Below are 22,380 nucleotides of genomic sequence, written 5' to 3' on the forward strand. Positions count from 1 at the left end.
TGGTCGAAATTAAATAGGTGAGATTACAAGGTTGGCGATAAAATTATAATCAATTTGATAAAAGCTTAAATGGCATCTGATTATGAGGGATATAAAAAAATGAGAGCGGTTTTACCGCTCTCATACCAATTCAAAATTAACCAACTAAAAACTATTTTGTTGAAGGAAGCACCACGGTATCCACCACATGGATAACCCCATTGGATTGATTCACATCGGCGATGGTTACAGTGGACACGTTGCCAGCACCGTCCTTGATCATGATCATACCATTGTCCATCATGGCAGTTAATTTATCTCCGTTCACTGTGGTAAGTTCTGTCATTCCCTTACCTTTTTTGATCCATTTTTTAAGGTCCTTTGCGTTGTACTTTCCTGCCACTACATGATAGGTAAGCACACCCTGTAATTTTGCTTTGTTCTCTGGCTTGAGCAAGGTGGCAACAGTTCCTTCGGGCAGTTTTTCAAATGCGCTATTAGTCGGCGCAAAAACGGTAAAAGGACCTTCCCCTTGCAAAGTTTCAACCAGGCCAGCTGCTTTTACGGCTGCAACCAAAGTGGTGTGGTCCTTTGAATTTACCGCGTTGGAAACGATGTCCTTACTTGGGTACATAGCAGCACCTCCTACCATTTTGGTCTGCGCAAATCCGTTCGTGATGGTCAACAATCCAATACAGGATACTATCAATGTCAATGTTTTAAAAGATTTCATGTGATTTATTTTTAGTTTATATAACCACTTACGGAGTTTTGGCGAGGAGGGTTTGGTTTTGTTCAAAATTGTCGCCATTTAATCGAAATACAATATTGAAGTAACCTTGACATGCCATCATTATGTTACCTTTATATCTTATTATTCAAAGAAGGAAATGCTTGAAGATAAATCCATAGGCTTGGTTCTTTCGGGAGGTGGAGTACGGGGAATGGCGCATATAGGACTCATCAAGGCGATGCGCGAGCACCAAGTCGAGGCTAAGGTCGTGGCAGGTACAAGTATAGGTGCTCTGGTCGGCGCACTTTATGCCAATAATGATTCGGTGGAGGATATGATCAGGTTTTTTAAGGAGACACCTTTGTTCCAATACAGCTTTTTTGCCATTAAAAAACCTGGATTTATAGATACGGAAAGGTATTTTGATATTTTCAAGAAGTTTTTCCCAGAAAATGATTTCAAAAACCTGAGCAAGCCCCTTTTCGTCGTGGCCACGGATTTGTTGAAGGGGAATGAAAAAGTGTTCTATCAGGGCGAACTCATCAAACCTTTATTGGCATCCGCAGCTTTGCCACCTGTTTTTAGCCCGGTAAATATTGATAATATTCTCTATGCCGATGGAGGTATTATGAACAACTTTCCAAAGGAATACGTAGAGCACATTACGGACTTTATCATTGGAAGCAATGTATCCATAACGGTGCCCTTGCAGAAAAAAGACCTCCGTAACTCATTTCAGCTTACCGCAAGGGTGACCAGTCTGATGATTCATGCCTCCAACCATGAAAAATTACAGGAATGTGATCTTTTTATAGAACCCAGCGAATTGGAAACGATTGGGGTCCTGGACAAAAAAGGCATCGAAAACGCCTTTAATATCGGCTATGAACATGGGAGCAGGGCCTTGGAAAAATTGTTGACCAAAACCTAGATCGCCCAGATCAATCTATACATCGTCGTAATCTATCGTGATTTTTGAGGATGTTGGGTGGGATTGGCAGGTAAGCACAAAGCCTTCCTCAATTTCCCCATCAGTAAGTATCTGGTTTTTCACCATTTCGGCTTTTCCTTCCGTCAAGCGGGCTATACAGCTGCTGCATACACCTCCCTGACAAGAATATGGCGCATCAATATCCTGTTTTAGGACGGCGTCCAGAACAAGCTCTTTTTTGTCCATCACAAAGGTATAGGTCTCGTCATCCAAGATTACCTTGACCTCTGTTTTCCCTTCAAGACCTTCTGCAAGCTCGTCTTCGGTATCGGAACTGGTAAAAAGTTCAAAATGGATTTTATCTGCGGAAACCCCATTTTCTTTAAGGGTTTCGGATACCTGATCTATCATTTCTTCGGGACCGCAAAGGTAAAAACCATCAAACTCGGTTCCCTTGAACTTGTTTTTGAGCACAAAATTTACGGTAGATCGCTCAATCCTTCCAAAAAGCGCATCGGGTTGATTGGACCTGCTGTAAACATACTGTACAAAAAACCGCTCTCCATATTGCTCTTTCAGGTTTTGGAGCTGCTCAAAATACATGGTCTCTTCCGGAGATTGGTTTCCAAAGACCAATACAAAAGTATTTTCTGGATGGCTCTCCAAAACGGTCTGGGCAATGCTCATGATAGGGGTGATTCCGCTACCGGCCGCAAAAGCTGCTATTTTTTTGGGCGAAGAACCTTCAAACACAAAACGTCCTTCGGGAGGCATTACCTCAATAGTGTCCCCTGCCTTTAAATGCTCGTTGGCATACACCGAAAAGGTTCCTCCTTCCATCTTTTTGATGCCCACTGTTAATTTTCCTGATGAGGGCGGAGAAGAAATGGAGTAGGCCCGGCGTAGTTCCGTGCCATCCATAAGATGTTTAAGGGTAATGTATTGCCCTGCTTTAAAGCTAAAAGCCTCTTTTAAGTTTTCTGGAATTTCAAATGTGAGTGCCACGGCATTTGGGGTCAGTTGGTCCACCGCAGCTATTTTTAAAGCATGGAATTCGCTCATGAAAAAAATTTTGCTGCAAAATTAAGCATTACAGTCCTTTTGGAAAGCTATTTTTAGAAAAAGCATTTCTTTCTGTAACAAAACGGATAAATTAGACACCAACTAAAAAAACGCCAACCATGCTCAAACATTTTATTGGACTCCAATGGAAGTCATTTTATAGATCGGCCACTTTTAAAACAGAGATCTGGTTTAAAATATTGATGGCCTTGGGTGCACTGTATTTTATTGTGGTTTTCCTAGGAATGGGTGTCGGAGCCTTTTTCTTGATCAAGGAGATGGAAATCGGGGACCCCCTTCGTGTCGTTAACCAGTTTATGATTTACTACCTGGCCTTTGACCTCGTTTTTAGGTACATGCTGCAAAAAATGCCCGTCACCAATATCAAACCTTTGCTCTATTTGCCCATAAACAAGAGCAAAGTGGTCAATTTTTCGTTGGGAAAAACGGTGATATCCTTTTTTAATGTGGCCCATGCCTTCTTCTTTATTCCGTTTAGTATAGTTTTACTTGTGGAGGGATATCCACCTTTGCAAGTCGTAGGTTGGCATCTGGCATTAATGGCCATAATTTACTGTAACAACTTTATCAATGTAATGGTGAACAACCAGAACGTGGTTTTTTATATCATTGCGGCATTGTTCATTGTTGCTGGGGCGTCACAGTACTATCAATGGTTTGATATTACCATCTATACCGGGCCAATTTTCGACTTTTTCTACGATTTACCTTGGACAGCTGTAATCCCCTGGGTGATTTTGATAGGATTATACTACGGTGCCTTCGCCTATTTTAAAAAACATATGTATTTGGACGGCGGTTTGGCTAAGAAACAGACCGAGGCCAAGACCGAAAACCTGGAGTGGTTGAATCGCTTCGGGAATTTGGGAACTTTCTTGAAGAACGACATCAAATTGATAAAACGAAACAAAAGATCACGTTCCGCCGTAATTGCAGGCGCCTTCTTTATTTTTTACGGACTCCTGTTTTTTACCGGGGCTTTGGAAGTTTACGATGGCCCTTTCTGGAAAATCTTTGCAGGGATATTCGTTACGGGTGGCTTCCTGTTCAGTTTTGGACAGTACGTTCCCAGTTGGGACAGTAGTTATTACCCCTTGATGATGAGCCAAAACATTAAATACCGCGAATACCTCTCTTCAAAATGGTATTTGGTGATCATTGCGACCATTATATCCACCATTTTGGCCACTTTCTATATCTATTTTGGATGGGAAGCCTATGCTGCCGTTTTGGTAGGGGGCATTTATAATATTGGTATAAACAGTTATCTGGTACTTTTGGGAGGAGCTTACGTTAAAACCCCGATAGACCTTACATCAAACAAAAAGGCATTTGGAGATAAGCAAGCTTTTAACGCGAAAACGCTCCTGCTCACTTTGCCAAAAATGGTATTGCCCATTGGGATTTATGCCATTGGCCACTTTTTGATCAACCCCATGGCAGGATACATTTTTGTGGCCGTTTTTGGTTTACTTGGGTTCGTTTTCAAGAACAAAGTGTTCACCATGATCGAGGGCATCTATAAAAAGGAGAAATACAAAACTTTACTAGCATACAAACAGAAATAACACACCATTAATATAAAATACATGATCACAGTTCATAATTTGACCAAGACCTACGGAGAGAACACCGTTTTGAACATTGACCATTTGGAGATTCCCAAAGGACAGAGCTTTGGCCTTGTGGGAAACAATGGAGCAGGGAAAACAACGCTTTTCAGTTTGTTGCTCGATTTGATTCAGCCCTCATCCGGCCATATCATCAATAAAGATGTGCAAGTGGACCAGAGCGAGGATTGGAAGCCCTTTACCTCTGCCTTTATCGATGAGACCTTCTTGATCGGGTACCTCACCCCCGAGGAGTACTTCTACTTTATCGGGGAGCTGCGCGGCAGGAACAAGGCCGATGTGGATGCCCTGTTGTCCAATTTTGAGGATTTCTTCCACGATGAGATCTTGGGCCAGAAGAAGTATTTGCGAGACCTTTCCAAAGGAAACCAAAAGAAAGTGGGCATTGTGGCCAGCTTTATCGGCAACCCGGAAGTGGTGATTTTGGATGAGCCATTCGCCAACTTGGACCCGACCACACAAATTCGATTAAAGGGAATCATCAAAGATCTGGCGGCCAAAGACGGGGTCACTGTTTTGGTTTCCAGTCACGATTTGATCCACGTAACCGAAGTCTGCGAACGCATCGTGGTGCTCAATAAAGGTGAAATCGTGAAGGATATCCATACCTCTGCGGAAACCATGAAGGAACTCGAAGCTTTCTTTGCTGGCTGATGTTTGAAAAGCGACCCTAAAAATTATTGCATTTTATCGATAAGCCTTATAATAATCCGCTCATTTTTGAGTTTAAGGTTACACAAGATTATCGATAATTTTGAAGCTTCATCATACATTTTTAGGTGCCATAGTTTTGGGAGGGCTAGCATTCAATGCCTGTTCCACCAAAAAGGATAAGTTTATCAACCGGAATTGGCACGCCATCAACACCGAGTACAATACGTTGTACAACGGTAATCTCGCTTTTCAAAAAGGGCTGGAAGAAATCAATGCCAACTACCGTGACGACTATTGGGAAATCCTTCCCGTGGAGCGCCTCAAGGTGACCGATGAAATAAAACTGGACTCCGAGGACAACAATCCCAACTTTCTCATTGCAGAGGAAAAGGCCACCAAGGCCATCCAAAAGCACAGCATGGACATCAAGGACGAGGAGCGCAATCCACAGATTGATGAAGCCTTTCTTTTGCTTGGGAAGTCCAGATATTTTGACCAACGCTATATTCCCGCGCTGGAATCTTTCAACTACATCCTTAGAAAGTACAGCAAGAGCGACAAATTGAACGAAGCCACCATTTGGCGGGAAAAAACCAACATGCGGTTGGACAACCCCGAAGTGGCCATTAAAAACTTGAAGAGACTTTTCAAATACGAAAAGCTGAAGGACCAGGAATATGCCGACGCCAATGCGGTTCTCGCCCAGTGCTATATCAACTTGAATGCGCCCGATACGGCCATTCAAAAACTGAAAATATCCCAGGCCTACACCAAAAAGAATCCCGAAAAAGGAAGATACCTGTTCATAATCGGGCAGTTGTATGACCAATTGGGGCATCAGGATAGTGCCAACTACGCCTACAACAAGATCATTGAACTTAATCGTAAATCGCCACGGGTGTACATGATCAATGCGCACCTAAAGAAAATTCAGAACACCGAACTTACGGAGGGGAACCGGGAAGAAATGCTGGAATACCTCACCGATTTGGAAGAGAATAGGGAGAACCGACCATTTCTGGACAAGATCTACCGTCAAGTGGCCGATTATCATTTGGCCTATGAAGAGGATAGTTTGGCGCTGGCCTACTACAACAAATCGATTAAAGCTACTCAGGGGGAGCGAAAACTGTATGCTTTGAACTATCAGAGTTTGGCGGATTATTATTTTGATGAGGACGAGTACCGGATGGCAGGTTCGTATTACGATAGCACTTTGACCAACTTGACCGAGAATACCAGAAAGCACCGCGACATCAAAAAGAAACTGGACAATCTTGAGGATGTCATCAAGTATGAGGATATAGTTCAGCACGCCGACAGCGTGATCACGCTGTACCAGATGCCCGTAGCGGAACGCAAGGCCTATTTTGAAGAGTATATTGCGGAAATTAAGAGCAAGGAAGAAGCCGCAGCGGAAAAGGAAAAACAAAAAACAGCGGCAGGTTTTGCCACTTTTGCCAACAGTAAGGGAGGTAAGGAGAACAAAGGAAAATTTTATTTCTACAATATTACCAGTCTGGGGTACGGTAAAAACGATTTCAAGACCAGATGGGGAGATAGGGCATTGGAAGATGATTGGCGATGGAGCAACAAATCCAAAACGTTGATTTCAGAAGCAACGGGAGAAGAAATTGTCGATAACAATGATGTGATGACGGAGGATCAAAAATACTCAGTAGACTATTATTTGACCCAAATACCCACCAATGTTTCAGAAATAGACAGTTTGAAAAGTGAGCGCAACTTTGCCAACTATCAATTAGGACTTATTTATAAGGAGAAATTCAAGGACAACTTGCTGGCCGCGGCCAAGTTGGAAAGGGTCCTGTCCTCCAACCCGGAGGAAAGGTTGATACTTCCATCCAAATACAACCTCTTCAAGATTTATGAAGAATCCGGCAGTCCATTGGCCGCAAGTATGAAACAAAACATTATTGTCAACCACCCGGATACCCGCTATGCAGTGATTTTGTTGAACCCACAAGCGGTACTGGATGGAAACACGGACAGTCCGGACGCCAGGTACGCCGCATTGTTCAAGCAATACCAACAACAAGAATTTTTAACGGTAATTACCCAGTCCGAGGAGTATATCAGCAAATTTACCGGAGACCCTATAGTGCCCAAGTTTGAAATGTTGAAGGCAAATGCCATAGGGCGTCTGCAAGGTTTTGAACCCTTTAAAGAGGCCCTAAACTATGTTGCGCTAACCTATCCGAACAATCCCGAAGGAAAGAAAGCGGAAGAAATGGTGGAGGAGCAGTTGCCCAAGCTGGAGAACAAGAAATTCTCGGAGGAAACTGGCTCGTCAGGAGCTGGAAATTGGAAAGTGGTGTTCCCTTTTCAAATAAGGAACGATGCAAGGGCCACGGAACTCAAAAATCGTTTGGTCGAGGTAATCGACGAACTGAACTATGACAATATCGTATCCAAGGACGTCTATAATCTTGAAGAAGAGTTTGTGGTGGTCCACGGGTTTAGATCCAAAGATTTTGCGCTGGGCTTCGCGGAACTTATAAAAAAGAATAGGGACTACCTTATTAAAGATGAGAATTTTGTAGTTTTATCGGATAACTATAAAATCATCCAAGTCCACAAAAACTTAGAATCGTACAAAACACAATTTTAACCCCAAAATACTAGAACACAATGTTTTCTGACAACAAAAAACCCCGGCCTATGAATGAATTTGGCGGACAGCCCAACAGAATTGAGAAGAACACCAAAATTAAAGGTGATATTACCTCCGAAGCCGATTTTAGGATAGACGGTAAATTGGAGGGGAATGTAACTACATCCGGTAAAGTTGTGATTGGAAAAGATGGCTACATCAACGGAAAAGTGGAATGTGTAAATGCCGATATCGAAGGAAGGTTCAATGGGGAGCTAATTGTGAAGGACCTATTGTCCCTCAAATCCTCTGCAACCATTGAAGGTACCGTTAGCGTGGCCAAATTGGCCGTGGAGCCGGGCGCAACTTTCAATGCTGCCTGTACCATGGGCAAGGCCACAATGTCTGCTTCCGCTCCAAAAATGCAGCCCGCAAAGAAAGATGAGCCAGCAAAAGCCTCGTAGGCCTTCCAACAAAACCCTTAATACAGCAGCCCGTTTGTCTGGTTCCGCCATTCAAATGGGCGTTGTCATATATTTAGGTGTTTGGGGCGGCAAATGGCTCGATGGCCATTTTGGCACCCAAAAGATTTTCTTGCCGATTTGCACCGTTCTGGCCGTAGCGATTTCAATATATTTGGTGATTCAGCAATTGAAAAAAATCAACGATTGAAAATCAAATCCTTTCCCATTTTTTTTGTTTCCATTTTGTTGTTGGGATTGGCAATACTCTTCCTTGTCCATTACAGGCTATTGGAAGCAAAAGGGTACCATCCTGCAGATTATCGATTGGCAACAAGCTATATCCTCAATGCCATAATGGCCCTGATCGTTTTTTTTGCCATTTTTTTGTTCAGAGCAAAACACAGGGATTTGCTCGGATTCTTTTTCTTGGGAGGGAGTTTAGTGAAATTTACACTTTTCTTCATTTTTTTATATCCTGCCTATAATCAGGACGGTGCTTTGGAACGTTTGGAGTTTGTTGCGTTTTTTGTTCCCTACGCTTTTGCCCAGGTCCTGGAAACCTTCTTTTTGGTGAAACTCCTTAATACTGTGTGAGAAAGAGCGAAAATTGGGCAAAAAAAGAGATGGGAAAAATAATCCCGAAAAAAGCTTTTTTCTTTTAAAGGAGGAATGTATTTTTGCACCAATTTTTGAGGACCCATAGTTGGATCATATGCGATATTCTTTTTTCAGTAAAAAACTAGTTGCCGTAACTTTTTTGATTGCGGGATTTGTATCGGCCCAAAAACATGAGGGAGAAGAAGTTGAGACCGGTGCGCACGATTTAAGGACGGAGATCAAGGAGTACATCGACCATCACCTTCAGGATTCGCATGATTTCAATTTGTTTTCCTACACTACTGAGGAGGGAGAGCATAAGTACATAGGGTTTCCACTTCCTGTAATTCTTTGGGACAATGGGCTCAAAGTTTTCTCTTCATCTAAACTGGAGCATGGAGAGGGGGTTGCCGAAGTAGACGGGAACTACTATACACTTTACCACAACAAAATATACAAGACAGATGCTGAAGGCACCATCGATTTTGGTGGTCACGAAGGAGAGAAAACCCATGAAGAGGAAGCTTTTGGCGAGCATTTGGTCGTAGATGATACACATCCTACCAACGAGAAACCATTGGATCTATCCATTACCAAGAATGTCGTTTTCATTATAGCCGTGGCGTTATTAATGTTCTTGGTGTTCCGTTCCATGGCAAAAAGATATCAGAAGAGTGCAATGCCGAGAGGTGTGGGGAGGTTCTTGGAACCTTTGGTCCTTTTTGTCCGCGATGAGATTGCCATTCCAAACATCGGCGAGCACAAGTACAAAAAATATATGAGTTACTTGCTGACCGTATTCTTTTTTGTTTGGGTTATCAACTTGCTTGGTTTAACACCGCTTGGGGTCAACGTAACCAATAATATTGCCGTGACCTTTGCCCTGGCAATGATCACGTATCTTATCACAACATTTACAGGGAACAAAAACTACTGGAAGCATATCTTTTGGATGCCAGGCGTACCAGTCCCCATGAAGATTATTTTGGCGCCCATCGAATTGTTGGGGACGCTCATCAAGCCATTTTCGTTGATGATTCGTTTGTACGCCAACATTACTGCGGGTCACGTAGTATTAATGAGTATTATCGGGTTGATGTTCATATTCAAAAACTGGATAGGAAGCCCGTTGTCCTTCTTGTTGGCATTTGCACTTTCTTTATTGGAATTGTTGGTGGCCGCATTGCAGGCATATATTTTCACCATGTTGTCCGCCCTATATTTTGGTATGGCGGTAGAAGAAGATCATCATTAATTAGAACGTTTAATATTTAAATTCATATATCATGACAATTCCAGACATCGTAGGTGCAGGTTTGATCGTAATCGGAGCAGGATTGGGTATCGGTAGAATCGGTGGTCAAGCAATGGAAGCCATTGCTCGTCAACCAGAAGCTTCCGGTAAGATCCAAACTGCAATGTTGATTGCAGCCGCCCTTATTGAAGGTATCGGTTTCGCCGCTCTTTTTGCAGCGTAATCGCAACAGTATTGATGAAGAAGGCCATAGCGGTTGGCTATGGCCCTTCATTGATTAAAAATGATAACAGAGTTTAAAGAATTTATATTTTAAGATAAATGGAAAAGTTATTAGAAGAATTTTCCTTAGGGTTGTTTGTCTGGCAGTTGGTTCTGTTTATAGGCCTATTGTTGTTATTGAGAAAATATGCTTGGAAACCCATCCTTGGTGCCGTTGAAAAGCGTGAAGAAGGAATAAAGGATGCCCTTGAGGCCGCGGAAGCAGCCAAGAAAGAAATGCAGAACGTAACAGCCGACAGCGAAAGACTGTTGCAAGAAGCGAGAGCCGAAAGGGATGCATTGCTTAAAGAAGCAAGGGATATAAAAGCAAGCATTATCTCCGAGGCCAAAGAGCAGGCTCAGGTAGAGGGGAATAAGATGATCAAACAGGCCCAAGCAACCATTGAGAGCGAGAAGAAAGCAGCCGTAGCCGATATCAAAGCGCAGGTAGCGAGCCTATCTTTGGAAATTGCCGAAAAAGTAATCAAGGAAGAACTGTCCGAAAAAGGTAAGCAACAAAAGTTGGTCGAGGACATGTTGGGCGATATTAAACTGAACTAAGGAACATGAACCAAAACAGGGCGGCCATACGCTACGCAAAAGCAACCTTGGATTTCGCAGTCGAAAGCAAAGCGGCCGATGCCGTTGAAAAAGACATGCGGGAGATAGCTGCGACCATTTCCGAGAGCGCGGAGCTTCAACATTTGTTGGAGAGCCCGATCATCAAGTCGGAAGTGAAGAAGAACAGTTTGTTGGAAATCTTCAAAGGAGCTAACGAAATTACAAAGGGGCTTCTTCAAACCTTAATAAGTAACAAACGAATTGCCATGTTACAAGAAGTGGCCTATAAATACATCATCCTTCATGAAAAATTGAAGGGCGAAGAGGTAGCTTATGTAACCACCGCCGTTCCATTGACATCCGATTTGGAGAAGAAAATCTTGGATACGGTCAACAAGGCAACAGGAAACAAGGTAACACTTGAGAGCAAAATCGATGAGAGCATCATCGGAGGATTTGTACTTAGGGTGGGCGACACCCAATACGATGCCAGCATCGCGAACAAATTGAACGGATTAAAAAGAGAATTTACAAATAGTCTATAAAAATGGCAGGAGTAAAAGCCGCTGAGGTATCAGCAATTTTGAAAAAACAGTTATCAGGTTTCGAGGCATCCGCTTCTTTGGATGAAGTAGGCACCGTATTACAGGTTGGTGATGGTATTGCCCGTGTATATGGACTTGCCAATGTACAATACGGCGAGTTGGTGGAGTTTGATGGTGGAATGCAGGGAATCGTTTTGAACCTCGAAGAGGACAACGTAGGTGTGGTACTGCTCGGGCCGACCAAAGAGATTACGGAGGGCACTACGGTAAAAAGAACAGAGCGTATTGCATCCATTAACGTTGGTGAAGGAATTGTTGGCCGTGTAATCGATACCTTGGGAAAACCCATCGATGGTAAAGGCCCGATTGCTGGCGAGACTTACGAAATGCCTTTGGAACGTAAAGCTCCAGGTGTAATTTTTAGACAGCCCGTGAACGAGCCGTTGCAAACAGGTATCAAGGCAATCGACGCCATGATTCCTGTTGGACGTGGACAAAGGGAGTTGGTGATCGGGGATAAGCAAACAGGTAAAACAACCGTTTGTATCGATACCATCCTGAACCAAAAAGAATTTTACGATGCAGGTGAACCGGTGTATTGTATCTATGTTGCCATAGGTCAGAAAGCATCAACGGTTGCCGCCATTGCCAAGACTTTGGAAGAAAAAGGCGCTTTGGCCTATACCACTATAGTTGCCGCTAACGCTTCCGACCCTGCCCCAATGCAGGTATATGCTCCCTTTGCCGGCGCGGCAATCGGCGAGTACTTTAGGGATACAGGGCGTCCGGCATTGATCATCTATGATGACTTGTCAAAGCAGGCAGTAGCATATCGTGAGGTATCCCTTCTTTTGAGAAGGCCTCCAGGACGTGAAGCATACCCTGGTGACGTTTTCTTCTTGCACTCTAGATTATTGGAGCGCGCTGCAAAAGTGATTGCGGATGACGAAATTGCGAAGACCATGAACGATCTTCCGGAATCCTTGAAGCCTATCGTAAAAGGTGGTGGGTCTTTGACAGCACTTCCAATTATCGAGACGCAGGCAGGTGACGTTTCCGCATATATTCCTACCAACGTAATTTCCATTACCGATGGACAGATATTCTTGGAGCAAGACTTGTTCAACCAAGGGGTGCGTCCTGCGATTAACGTGGGTATCTCCGTATCACGTGTGGGAGGTAATGCACAGATCAAATCCATGAAGAAAGTGGCAGGTACATTGAAGCTTGACCAAGCCCAGTTCCGTGAATTGGAAGCTTTTGCCAAGTTCGGTTCCGATTTGGATGCCGCTACACTGAACGTTATCGAAAAAGGACGTAGAAACGTGGAGATCTTGAAACAAGGTCAGAACGACCCATTTACCGTTGAAGATCAGGTGGCCATTATCTTTGCAGGTTCAAAGAACCTGTTAAGGAATGTACCGGTTGACAAGGTAAAAGAATTTGAAAAAGATTACTTGGAGTTCTTGAACGCCAAGCACAGAGATGTGTTGGACACCCTTAAAGCCGGTAAATTGACCGACGAGGTAACCGATACATTGACTGCTGTTTGTAAAGACCTTTCAAGCAAGTACAAGGCATAACAATTGTCATTTCTGAAGGACCCTGAGCGAAGTCGAAGGGCACTGCAGGAATCCATAACAAAAAAGATTCCGCATAAGTGCGGAATGACAAAATAGAATATGGCGAATCTAAAGGAAATACGTAACAGGATATCATCCATCTCATCAACGATGCAGATAACCAGTGCCATGAAAATGGTGTCTGCTGCCAAGTTGAAGAAGGCTCAGGATGCTATCACGGCGATGCGTCCGTATTCCGATAAACTTACCGAGCTCTTGCAAGGGCTTAGTGCCAGTTTGGAAGGAGACGGAGGAAGTGAGTACGCCGACAAAAGGCCCGTGAAAAAGGTTTTGGTGGTTGCCATTACTTCCAACAGGGGACTTTGTGGTGGATTCAACTCCAACATTATCAAACAAAGCAACAATTTGGTGTCCAACACCTACCCAGGAAAACATGTTGACTTCTACACCATTGGTAAAAAAGGTCATGACATCCTTAGAAAAAGGCATACCATTTTGGGAGACCAAAGCAAGGTTTATGATGACCTGACCTTCGAGAATGTTGCCGAGATAGCCGAACTTTTGATGCGTTTGTTCACCAAAGGCGATTACGATAAAATTGAATTGGTGTATAACAAGTTCAAGAACGCTGCTACACAAATAGTGATGACCGAACAGTTCTTGCCCATTGTTGGTGCAGAAGGTGATGAAGCCATTGCGGCGGATTATATTTTTGAGCCATCCAAAGTGGAAATCGTAAAAGAATTGATTCCTAAATCCTTGAAAACGCAATTGTTCAAGGCCATTAGGGATTCCTTCGCCAGTGAGCACGGCGCACGTATGACGGCGATGCACAAAGCAACCGATAACGCTGCCGAACTTAGGGACGAACTAAAATTGACCTACAACAAGGCACGTCAAGCAGCGATTACCAACGAAATCTTGGAAATTGTTGGTGGAGCGGAAGCGTTGAACAATTAAGCCGAACCAAAGTGAGGCTAAATATTCAATAACCGAAGCTTTGAACAACTAAGGTTACCACTTTCATAATATTAAAAGGCCACCCATTCGGTGGCCTTTTTGTTTTGAGCTTTTTGGCCCATTTTTCATGGCGATTTACCCGTCAATTATGGAAAAACCCCAGTTTTTTTAAGGTTTTTGTCCAATCCATTGTCAAAAAAAGTTGTTAGTTTAGCGGGAACACTACCCCCTTACTTGTACAGCGTAGCAAAATATATGCGGCCAGAGAGACTGCGTATATCCGTATGTTGTGTGTTTTCAAAGGTTCCCCAAGTCTTATTAAATCTTAAAACTTGACAAGTAATGAAACTACTGAAGAAACTACTCCCCGTAATGCTATTGGCCCTTTTGGCCTTGAACTGCCAAAAGGAAGAGGCGGACTACCTTGAACCAATCCAAGAAACGGAAGGCCATGTGCAGCTAAAGGCATTGACCATTGATGAGCTGCCCGATTTTTCTGGTTCCATAGCACAGCAGACCTCCAAGGTGGGCTGGGCCTCCAAAAACGATGGTTCGGATGTGGTGCTGGACGGCAGCCGCGTGCTGGCCGTAACGGACTCCGTGGGGAACACCACCTACTCACTGCGGATGTACGTCGCCGATACCCCGCACAACGTATTTTATAACGTGGTGGCCAAGCAGACCTACGAAGGGGTACAGAACGAGCCCTTTGTGCTGCGCTACGAGGTGGACCAGGACTACTGGCCCGAATATGTGGCGGGGCCACGACAGGAAAAACCGTTCAAGGGCACCATAGGGGTATATAGCTTGGAAGCCTTTGGCCTGCAGATGGACCAGAACGGCAAAATGGGCGGTGAACCGGAACCCTGTTTGAGTGTAAATGCCGAAGGTGGCGACGGGGACGGCGGTTACAGTGGCGGCGGTAGTAACGGCGGAAATGAAGGAAGTTCCAGCTCTGGAGGGGGCACCGACTACGACCCGGGCAGCTACTACGACTATTGGAACACCTATGCACCGGACAATGGTGGAGGTGCCGGCGACGACACAGAACCTTTTGTAGAAGTGGGCGAAGGAAAATTTGGTGGCCCCGGGACCGATGGCATTTTAAAGGCCATTGCCCTTACGGGCAAGAGCGCCGACTGCCCAGAGGAGGAAACATTGTTACCCATTAATGAGGAGGATGATTTTGAAGAAAAAATCGATGATACCGCACTTAAACCATGCCTTAAGAACGTTTTGAATGATTTGAAGACCCTTAATAAAGGAGTCGGCTATATTGTACAAAAGTTTGCGGGCAATACCCCGGGCTTTAACTGGGAAGTGAAGGATGGAAGCCTAGGTGGTGCTACGGGAACTACATCTACCAAATACAATAAACTTACTGGCACGGTTACCACAACCCTTGACTCCCAAAACTGGAAACAAGCCACAGACCTGTCATGGGCAAGGACGATGCTACATGAATCAGTGCATTCATATATCGTTGCTTCATTCGGTTCAAATTATTCAGGAGCAACCAAGACTTTTTCAGATTTTATGAAAGACTACAGTTCTTCAACATATCCTGACAGGAATGATACTGAACATGCTGAATTTGTGAGAAATTATGTGAGCCAAATCTCTAGTGCTTTGAAAGATTATGGGATAAAAAATGGATATGTACTACCTAATCAGTTCTATGAAGATATGGCATGGGGTGGTCTGACACATTGGAAAAAAAGGGATAGTTTTGGAAACGTTGTTAAAGATTCTTTTGGAAATATTGTTTGGGAAGAAACTAATTGGTTTAAAAAAGCCTTTCCGAACTTATCGGACAGAACTAGAATATTAAATACCATACAAATAGAATTAACTAAATCTGATATTAATGGAAACACAAAAGTTCAAAAGGGAAATAATGCAGGCTGTTAATTTTTCACTTGTTTTAATTGCTTTATTGATATGTAACAAGATTCAATCACAGGGCTTGAAAACGAGCAAAAAATATTCCATATCAGTTTTTAAATCAGTTGATGAACACTGTTATCTCAGCTTAGGGGCATACCATAAAGAAGACAAAAACAAGAGATTCTATTCAATTTATCAAATAAACGGATTGATATTTAATAAGCATGGCTTAAATGATCTATCTCTACAGATAATGGAAGGTAATTTTAGGATTAATGCTGGAGCAGTTGGTAAAAATTGGGAAACCATAGATAATCTAAGAGTCGAAAGGGGGGATTCCATCAGTATATCTTTCTATTTGGAAGATGACACCTCCGCATTTGATCCCCATCCTGATATTATAATACCTAAGAAGAATAAATAAACAAAAGGAAATGATGCTGGTTGTTAGAGGTGGGCTTTTGATATATCTCATCTTTTCCGTTTTTAGCTGCAGACTTGGTGAAAACGATACTATTATCAAAGGAAAAGTTATTGATAGTAGCGACTCTCCCATTGAAAATGTCACGGTACTCCTAAAGAATAAAGACTCTTTGGAATATCCTGAACATTATATTCAAGGAGCTCTATCTGATAAAAATGGAAAATTCAAACTGGAAATAAAGGGAGAATTAAGTGATTTTGTTCTTTATGTTGGCAAAATACGATACAAAGAGCTGATAATCAAAAACATAAAATTGAAATTAAAAGACCATGAGGTGGTCTTACTAGAAGATAATTCAGAACATATTGATTATATCCCGAAAAATTGAAATTTCTAGTTATTATTAATATTGGCTAAAAATAATGTAGAGAGTTTAAAATCAAGTAATACAAAATATACTTTTTACCATTTGCACAACTGTACTCTGGCAGTATAGCCGGAGGCACCGGTAAAGACACCGAACCCTTTGTAGAAGTGGGCGAAGGAAATTTTGGTGGTACCGGAACGGATGGTATATTAAAGGCCATTGCCCTTACGGGCAAGAGCGCCGACTGCCCAGAGGAGGAAACATTGTTGCCCATTAATGAGGAGGATGAAGACAAAATCATCAACAACCTTACAGGGAAGGCAAAGTGTGTTTATGATAAGTTGTCATCTTTAAGTACTAATTTTACAGATGCAATTCAGAAATTTGATGGAGATTTTCCTGTAGCCCATTTGATATATTCAATGGATTATAATTTACCTAACAATACTACTGCTGTTACAAATAATTCAGGTAAATATGCAATCGAGATAAGAATCAATGGTAACATACAAAACCAGAGAACCGTACTTGGTTTAGCAAGAACTTTCGCCCATGAAACCATCCACGCAGAGTTATATCGAAAAGTTAGATCCGTTGGAGGAATGGTTTCCATTGATGATTTCCCCGGTATTTATGATTATTATAGGAGATATGTGAAGGATTGGCAACACCAACAAATGGCAGCGCATTATCGTTCGGCGATAGTGGACATTTTAAAAGAGATGGATAGTAATCAACATTCAGATCAGTTCTATGACGATCTTGCATGGGAAGGATTGCACAATACAGTAGCGTGGAATAGTTTGTCAAATTCGGAGAGAACTCGAATAACCAATGTTATAAGTAACTTTAAGCTTATAGGAAACAAAAATTGCAACTAATGAGAAGAATAATTTTTTTACTATCCATACTTTATTGTTCGGTTTCAATGTCACAAAACAGTAAAGTGAACATTGATTTTAATATATCGGACAGTAATTTTAGCACCAAAAAGTATTTGGATAATGATGGCTGTGCGCATTTTTATATTGAAAAAGAACATTTTAAGGCAAATGACTCCCCTGAGACCATCAACTTAAAAAAGTTAAACAGTATTAATTTAATTGATTTAGATAAATTTATTGATGTCTCGGATTCAAAAAGAAAAAATCTAATAAAAAAAGGTGAAAAAGACGGTATGATTAAGCTTTTATCAAATGAAGAAGTTTTTGATACCATCTATTTGTACGAAAAAGCTAAAGACAATAAAGTTTTGAAATATAGGGTCATATGGGTTGATGAAATTATCGATTAATAATACTGTTGACCTGCTAAAATCCCCGCTAGCACGAGCATGATGCTCGCACCAGCAGGGGGAAAATACCTTGCTGCCCATTAATGAGGAGGATGAAGACAAAATCATCAACAACCTTACAGGGAAGGCAAAGTGTGTTTATGATAAGTTGAACTCCACAAACTTAACCGAGTTAGGAATAATTCAGAATACCTACATTGCATTTAATGATGAACTTAATCACAACGCATATTATCTTACCTATAATTTGGGAAAATTAAGCCCCAACAGTGACGGTACAATACCTAATGGGATCACAAAATTTCTTTATCAAAACAATTATGAGATTATTTTGAATACTAATCAGATAGATAATCGACCACCTATTGATATAGCTAGAACGATATTGCATGAGAGTATTCATGCATTACTTTTAAAGCATCAATTTGGAGATGGCCAAGATTCATTTGTAGAATTATTCAAAAAGTACATAAAGGCCACTACTGGAACCAATGATTTACATCATTCAATAATGAGAGATAAGTATGTAATACCTATTGCCAAGGGATTACAAGCATTCGATAACTCATCCGAAAATTTTTCATATTACGAAAATTTAGCTTGGTCTGGTTTGCACCAAGAGTTAAATGAAGTACAATTAAATAATGTTGTAACCGCTCTACAAAAAGCATATGCAAAAGGAATAGATTGTAATTAATTTATTATGAAAGGAAAATATTTTATTGGAACTATTATAGCTGTCTTTTTGGTTATTGTTGTATTAATCACATATAAGCTTCTAGATTATTATCCTCGAGAAGAAATATATGTCCATATAGAAGATACCGATTCATTTCCAATTATAATCAACTTGTATAATAACGAACATATAGAAATGAGCCCTATTGAGAACCCTGAAAGATATTCTTATGGTTCAAATTCAACTAACAAAACCATTACTCTTGACTCTTTGACTGAATTTTTTAGGCATATGGCACCTCCTCAAATAATAGAGCATGATGTATATGTTGTACAACAAAATTTAAATGGGAAAAAAAGAGTTATTCCAGTGAAATTGGCTTATGTGCTTGTGGATTAATAATGTCATGCAAAAGGAGAAAAATGTCCTTAATCTTAATACATAAGAATATGAAAGGAATAAAATATTTAATCTGCGCCGTTGCAATTCTCTTTAGCTTGAACTGTAAAAGCACTTCCGGTATTCAAAATATAACATTGGAACAATCCGAAGTAATCAATGCATATTTTGAAAACAGAAAGGAGAAAAAATTGTTTTTCAAATCTTTGGTCAAACCTTCCAGCAGTTCAACATTAGTTGATTTAATCAACTACAGTGAATTGAATAGTTCCCATGATATCATTGAAAAAAAGTTTGGTGTCGAATTTAGAAAAATTTTTGACAAAGAGGAGATGATAAGGCTTAAACGAAAAGCTCAATCAGTTGAGAAAATAAATTTTAATAAAGGGATGCTCGATAACATTACAATCTCTAAAAAACATGATTTTAATACTTTGACTCTCTCTGTGCCCATTTTATCAAATGATGGGAATATGCTTTAATGTATGTAGAAAGCACGGGAGGTGGAGATTTGATAGTTTTCAAAAAGATTGATGGAAAATGGAAGGCCAATTATGTCCTAAGTGATTGGATTTCTTGAAAGAGACAATGGTAAATTTGCTCACTAAAGATACATAAATCTACTCATGAATTCAATTTCGTGGTATTTAGTTTTATCGTGCTTAATCGCTCAGACAATGGTTATTGATGAAAGTGTTTTATGCAAATCGTTCTCAGATGTGTTTAAAGATTCTACTTACATAGAATTAAATATGAGCAATTCTGTAGATTCTGGTCTAACATCCTACGACTATTGCACAGTTGATGGGATGGCAGGGCAATATCATTTTTTAGGATTTCCTGTAGAAAAGGTAGCTGCCAAAGTAGAATTGGGCGAGGATAAAAATTTCAAAGAAATTCTTGTAATACTTAAGATATGGGATGCGGAACAGTTCTATCAAAAAGTTGTCGGTAAATATGGAATACCCAATACTTCTAGCTTATCTAAGTTTTATCTGGAAAAGCACGGGTTTAAATTACCAGTTGAAGTGAAAAAGGATTCTTTGGGTAAATATTATGAACAAATACCAAAACCAGAGGTAAAAGACTTCCATGAGATTCAAAGTTTGGCGTGGTACGATATTAACAAGAAAAACAATGGTGTTTTAACAGACCTTTTGATTAAAAATAGGACAAATCCCGCCAACAATTTCCAAGAAAGAGAAATCTGGGTTTCTTTTAAACGTGCTAGGTGATTTATTTTATTATTGCAACGATAGTATTTGTGGTTGTTCTTTACATTTTGGGAGTTGAAAAGACTTTAACCTCTACAATGGAGTGGAAGTCTTTTAAAATTAACCCAAGGGTATTGGTCATTTCGGTCTTGCTATATGGATTGGCTTTATATATTTTATACAAGATTAAAATGTAGGTTGGATAATTTCATAGAACTTAAGTAAACGGAATCGTAAACCAATAAAATAGAAAAGGCCACCCAATCGGTGGCCTTTTTGTTTTTCTTAGGATAATAAGGTTTAGGTAGTAACGGCTTTTACGTAACTTGTAGCCACCTAATCAAGGTCTTTAAAGAAGCAACAGCTATTGAATCCACTTAAGAGGCTTTTTAAACAAACGTTCATCTACGGTATGGCAACAGTGTTGCCACGGGTGCTATCTTTTTTATTGGTGCCCTTGTATACATCGGTAATGGACCCGGAAACCTATGGCGAGATTTCCGTCATATTTTCATGGTTTGCTATTTTTAACACAGTGCTGGCCTACGGTATGGAAACAGCATTTTTTCGGTTTTTCAACAAGCATCTGAACAAAGAGCTTGTGATTTCCACGTCGTTGATTTCGTTATTGGTATCCTCTTCCATCTTTTTTGCGGTCGCGTTGATGTTCAAGGAAACCTTTGCTTCGGTAATCGATGTTCAAGAGTCCCTGATCATCTATATTATCCTTATTTTGGTATTGGATGCGTTGGCCATAGTGCCATTCGCTTGGCTCCGAGCGAATGAAAGGCCCTTGAGGTATTCCATAGTTAAGGTCGTAAGCGTTGCCATAAACTTGTTTCTCAACATTTTTTTCCTGATTCTCTTGCCAGAAATGGCAGAAAATGGACCATCATTATGGTCTAAAATATACAGACCCGATTTTCAAATTGAATATGTCTTCATCGCCAATGTCATTTCGAGTGGGGTAGCCTTTTTGTGGGTGAGCGGCATCTATTTTGATAGCAAATACAGATTTGATAAACAGTTGTGGAAGGAAATGCTCAAATATTCCCTGCCCATAATGTTGGCAGGTATCGCATTTACCGTGAACGAAGTGTTCGATCGTATTCTGTTGGACCGATTATTGCCCCAGGACATAGCCAAGGCAGAAATCGGAAAATATTCGGCCTGTTACAAATTGGCGGTATTCATGACGCTGTTCGGAACTGCTTTCCGTTTGGGTGTGGAACCGTTCTTTTTCAGTCATGCCAACACCGAAAATCCAAAAAAGGCGTATGCCCAAATCACCAATTACTTTGTAATCATGGGAAGCCTTATATTTTTAGGGGTGATGGTCTTCATAGACCCATTGAAGAGACTATTGGTAAGGGATGCAGCATTTTGGGATGCCATGGATGTGGTTCCTATTATACTGCTGGCAAGTTTTTGCTTGGGAATCTACCATAACCTGTCCGTTTGGTACAAGGTAACGGATAGGACCAGGTTCGGGGCCTATATCTCGTCCGTAGGAGCGGTGCTTACACTGGCCATAAACTTTGTTTTTATTCCCAAAGCAGGCTATATGGCTTCGGCCTGGGCTACATTAGCTGCCTATGGCAGCATGATGGCGTTGTCCTATTATTTTGGAAGAAAGTACTACCCCATACCCTACAACATGCGTAAAATCGTATTCTATCTTTCGGTTTCTCTTGTATTCTCAATACTTTCGTTCTATGTTTTTAATAGAAATTTAATAGCCGGCAGCATACTACTTTTGTTATTTTTGGGGTTAGTATATAAAATGGAAGGAGATAAACTGAGAAGTATATTTATAAAACGTGAAGATTAAAATTATCAATAAATCGGGCCATAAGCTGCCACATTACGAGACCCTTGCCTCGGCGGGGATGGATTTAAGGGCGGATTTGGAATCACCTATAACATTAAAACCCTTGGAAAGGACCATAGTTCCCACGGGATTGTTCATAGAGCTTCCTGTTGGCTACGAAGCTCAAGTGCGGCCACGAAGCGGATTGGCGGCAAAAAAGGGAATCACGGTACTCAACGCGCCCGGGACCATCGATGCCGATTATCGTGGAAACGTAGGGGTCATTTTGGTCAATCTATCCAATGAGGATTTTACCGTGGAAAATGGCGAGCGCATCGCCCAAATGGTCATCGCCAAGCACGAACGCGCCGAGTGGGAAGAAGTAGAGACCCTTTCGGATACCGATCGGGGCGAAGGCGGCTTTGGGAGTACTGGCACCAAATAAAAAAGGATGT

The 22,380-nt window shown here is 41.4% G+C and carries 26 protein-coding genes; 24 read left to right on the forward strand and 2 right to left on the reverse strand.

Annotated elements, in window-relative coordinates; all coding sequences use genetic code 11:
- Positions 1 to 151: 151 nt before the first annotated feature.
- Positions 152 to 712: a fasciclin domain-containing protein gene (locus SD449_RS12765; RefSeq protein WP_318311090.1), complete on the reverse strand. Its 561-nt coding sequence runs from the start codon at positions 710 to 712 to the stop codon at positions 152 to 154.
- Between the two features lie 157 nt (positions 713 to 869).
- Between SD449_RS12765 and SD449_RS12770 the strand changes: the two genes are divergently transcribed.
- Positions 870 to 1,643: a patatin-like phospholipase family protein gene (locus SD449_RS12770; protein ID WP_318311091.1), complete on the forward strand. Its 774-nt coding sequence runs from the start codon at positions 870 to 872 to the stop codon at positions 1,641 to 1,643.
- 15 nt (positions 1,644 to 1,658) lie between these two features.
- Here SD449_RS12770 and SD449_RS12775 read toward each other — a convergent pair whose 3' ends face one another.
- A complete protein-coding gene (locus SD449_RS12775; protein ID WP_318311093.1) occupies positions 1,659 to 2,705 on the reverse strand; it encodes a ferredoxin--NADP reductase in 1,047 nt (348 codons plus the stop codon).
- Between the two features lie 119 nt (positions 2,706 to 2,824).
- Between SD449_RS12775 and SD449_RS12780 the strand changes: the two genes are divergently transcribed.
- The 23 genes from SD449_RS12780 to dut all read left to right on the forward strand — a co-directional run bounded on the left by SD449_RS12780 (position 2,825) and on the right by dut (position 22,370).
- Positions 2,825 to 4,294: a DUF5687 family protein gene (locus SD449_RS12780; RefSeq protein ID WP_318311094.1), complete on the forward strand. Its 1,470-nt coding sequence runs from the start codon at positions 2,825 to 2,827 to the stop codon at positions 4,292 to 4,294.
- 21 nt (positions 4,295 to 4,315) lie between these two features.
- Positions 4,316 to 5,011, forward strand: a complete 696-nt coding sequence (locus tag SD449_RS12785; RefSeq protein WP_318311096.1) for an ABC transporter ATP-binding protein — start codon at positions 4,316 to 4,318, stop codon at positions 5,009 to 5,011.
- 100 nt (positions 5,012 to 5,111) lie between these two features.
- Positions 5,112 to 7,643 carry a type IX secretion system periplasmic lipoprotein PorW/SprE gene (gene porW, locus SD449_RS12790; protein ID WP_318311098.1) on the forward strand — a complete coding sequence of 844 codons (2,532 nt, stop codon included), beginning with the start codon at positions 5,112 to 5,114 and terminating at the stop codon, positions 7,641 to 7,643.
- A 20-nt stretch (positions 7,644 to 7,663) separates the two neighbouring features.
- Positions 7,664 to 8,089: a bactofilin family protein gene (locus SD449_RS12795; protein ID WP_318311100.1), complete on the forward strand. Its 426-nt coding sequence runs from the start codon at positions 7,664 to 7,666 to the stop codon at positions 8,087 to 8,089.
- On the forward strand, positions 8,067 to 8,297 hold the full coding sequence (locus tag SD449_RS12800) for an AtpZ/AtpI family protein (RefSeq protein ID WP_318311102.1): 231 nt from the start codon (positions 8,067 to 8,069) through the stop codon (positions 8,295 to 8,297). Before SD449_RS12795 ends, SD449_RS12800 begins: the two co-directional genes overlap by 23 nt.
- Positions 8,294 to 8,683 carry a hypothetical protein gene (locus tag SD449_RS12805; RefSeq protein WP_318311103.1) on the forward strand — a complete coding sequence of 130 codons (390 nt, stop codon included), beginning with the start codon at positions 8,294 to 8,296 and terminating at the stop codon, positions 8,681 to 8,683. The genes SD449_RS12800 and SD449_RS12805 overlap by 4 nt, the downstream gene beginning before the upstream one ends.
- 118 nt (positions 8,684 to 8,801) lie before the next feature.
- A complete protein-coding gene (gene atpB, locus SD449_RS12810) occupies positions 8,802 to 9,941 on the forward strand; it encodes a F0F1 ATP synthase subunit A (protein ID WP_318311105.1) in 1,140 nt (379 codons plus the stop codon).
- 31 nt (positions 9,942 to 9,972) lie between these two features.
- On the forward strand, positions 9,973 to 10,164 hold the full coding sequence (gene atpE / locus SD449_RS12815) for an ATP synthase F0 subunit C (RefSeq protein WP_182859102.1): 192 nt from the start codon (positions 9,973 to 9,975) through the stop codon (positions 10,162 to 10,164).
- A 98-nt stretch (positions 10,165 to 10,262) separates the two neighbouring features.
- Complete coding sequence (locus SD449_RS12820) at positions 10,263 to 10,763, forward strand: F0F1 ATP synthase subunit B (protein ID WP_318311107.1); 501 nt, start codon at positions 10,263 to 10,265, stop codon at positions 10,761 to 10,763.
- A 5-nt stretch (positions 10,764 to 10,768) separates the two neighbouring features.
- Positions 10,769 to 11,308 carry an ATP synthase F1 subunit delta gene (gene atpH / locus SD449_RS12825; protein WP_318311108.1) on the forward strand — a complete coding sequence of 180 codons (540 nt, stop codon included), beginning with the start codon at positions 10,769 to 10,771 and terminating at the stop codon, positions 11,306 to 11,308.
- 2 nt (positions 11,309 to 11,310) lie between these two features.
- The gene (gene atpA, locus SD449_RS12830; protein WP_220112664.1) at positions 11,311 to 12,891 is read left to right on the forward strand and encodes a F0F1 ATP synthase subunit alpha; all 1,581 of its coding nucleotides are present in this window, start codon (positions 11,311 to 11,313) and stop codon (positions 12,889 to 12,891) included.
- A gap of 99 nt (positions 12,892 to 12,990) precedes the next feature.
- Complete coding sequence (gene atpG / locus SD449_RS12835) at positions 12,991 to 13,851, forward strand: ATP synthase F1 subunit gamma (RefSeq protein WP_318311112.1); 861 nt, start codon at positions 12,991 to 12,993, stop codon at positions 13,849 to 13,851.
- 342 nt (positions 13,852 to 14,193) lie between these two features.
- Positions 14,194 to 15,762: a hypothetical protein gene (locus SD449_RS12840; RefSeq protein ID WP_318311114.1), complete on the forward strand. Its 1,569-nt coding sequence runs from the start codon at positions 14,194 to 14,196 to the stop codon at positions 15,760 to 15,762.
- Positions 15,719 to 16,162, forward strand: a complete 444-nt coding sequence (locus tag SD449_RS12845; RefSeq protein ID WP_318311115.1) for a hypothetical protein — start codon at positions 15,719 to 15,721, stop codon at positions 16,160 to 16,162. The genes SD449_RS12840 and SD449_RS12845 overlap by 44 nt, the downstream gene beginning before the upstream one ends.
- Positions 16,163 to 16,172: 10 nt before the next feature.
- Positions 16,173 to 16,550, forward strand: coding sequence for a carboxypeptidase-like regulatory domain-containing protein (locus SD449_RS12850; RefSeq protein ID WP_318311117.1), 378 nt, complete (start codon positions 16,173 to 16,175; stop codon positions 16,548 to 16,550).
- A 146-nt stretch (positions 16,551 to 16,696) separates the two neighbouring features.
- Positions 16,697 to 17,410 (forward strand): hypothetical protein, encoded by a 714-nt coding sequence (locus SD449_RS12855; protein ID WP_318311119.1) that lies wholly within the window; start codon positions 16,697 to 16,699, stop codon positions 17,408 to 17,410.
- A complete protein-coding gene (locus SD449_RS12860; RefSeq protein ID WP_318311120.1) occupies positions 17,410 to 17,823 on the forward strand; it encodes a hypothetical protein in 414 nt (137 codons plus the stop codon). The genes SD449_RS12855 and SD449_RS12860 overlap by 1 nt, the downstream gene beginning before the upstream one ends.
- Before the next feature lie 70 nt (positions 17,824 to 17,893).
- Positions 17,894 to 18,520: a hypothetical protein gene (locus SD449_RS12865; protein ID WP_318311121.1), complete on the forward strand. Its 627-nt coding sequence runs from the start codon at positions 17,894 to 17,896 to the stop codon at positions 18,518 to 18,520.
- A 6-nt stretch (positions 18,521 to 18,526) separates the two neighbouring features.
- Complete coding sequence (locus tag SD449_RS12870) at positions 18,527 to 18,901, forward strand: hypothetical protein (protein WP_318311123.1); 375 nt, start codon at positions 18,527 to 18,529, stop codon at positions 18,899 to 18,901.
- A gap of 50 nt (positions 18,902 to 18,951) precedes the next feature.
- Positions 18,952 to 19,383, forward strand: coding sequence for a hypothetical protein (locus tag SD449_RS12875; protein WP_318311125.1), 432 nt, complete (start codon positions 18,952 to 18,954; stop codon positions 19,381 to 19,383).
- A 144-nt stretch (positions 19,384 to 19,527) separates the two neighbouring features.
- Positions 19,528 to 20,136 carry a hypothetical protein gene (locus SD449_RS12880; RefSeq protein WP_318311126.1) on the forward strand — a complete coding sequence of 203 codons (609 nt, stop codon included), beginning with the start codon at positions 19,528 to 19,530 and terminating at the stop codon, positions 20,134 to 20,136.
- Positions 20,137 to 20,482: 346 nt separating this feature from the next.
- A complete protein-coding gene (locus SD449_RS12885; RefSeq protein WP_318311128.1) occupies positions 20,483 to 21,946 on the forward strand; it encodes a lipopolysaccharide biosynthesis protein in 1,464 nt (487 codons plus the stop codon).
- Positions 21,936 to 22,370 carry a dUTP diphosphatase gene (gene dut, locus SD449_RS12890; protein ID WP_318311130.1) on the forward strand — a complete coding sequence of 145 codons (435 nt, stop codon included), beginning with the start codon at positions 21,936 to 21,938 and terminating at the stop codon, positions 22,368 to 22,370. Before SD449_RS12885 ends, dut begins: the two co-directional genes overlap by 11 nt.
- The last annotated feature ends 10 nt before the right edge of the window (positions 22,371 to 22,380 follow it).

The sequence above is a fragment of the Flagellimonas crocea genome (assembly GCF_033441595.1).
Classification (GTDB): Bacteria; Bacteroidota; Bacteroidia; order Flavobacteriales; family Flavobacteriaceae; genus Flagellimonas; species Flagellimonas crocea.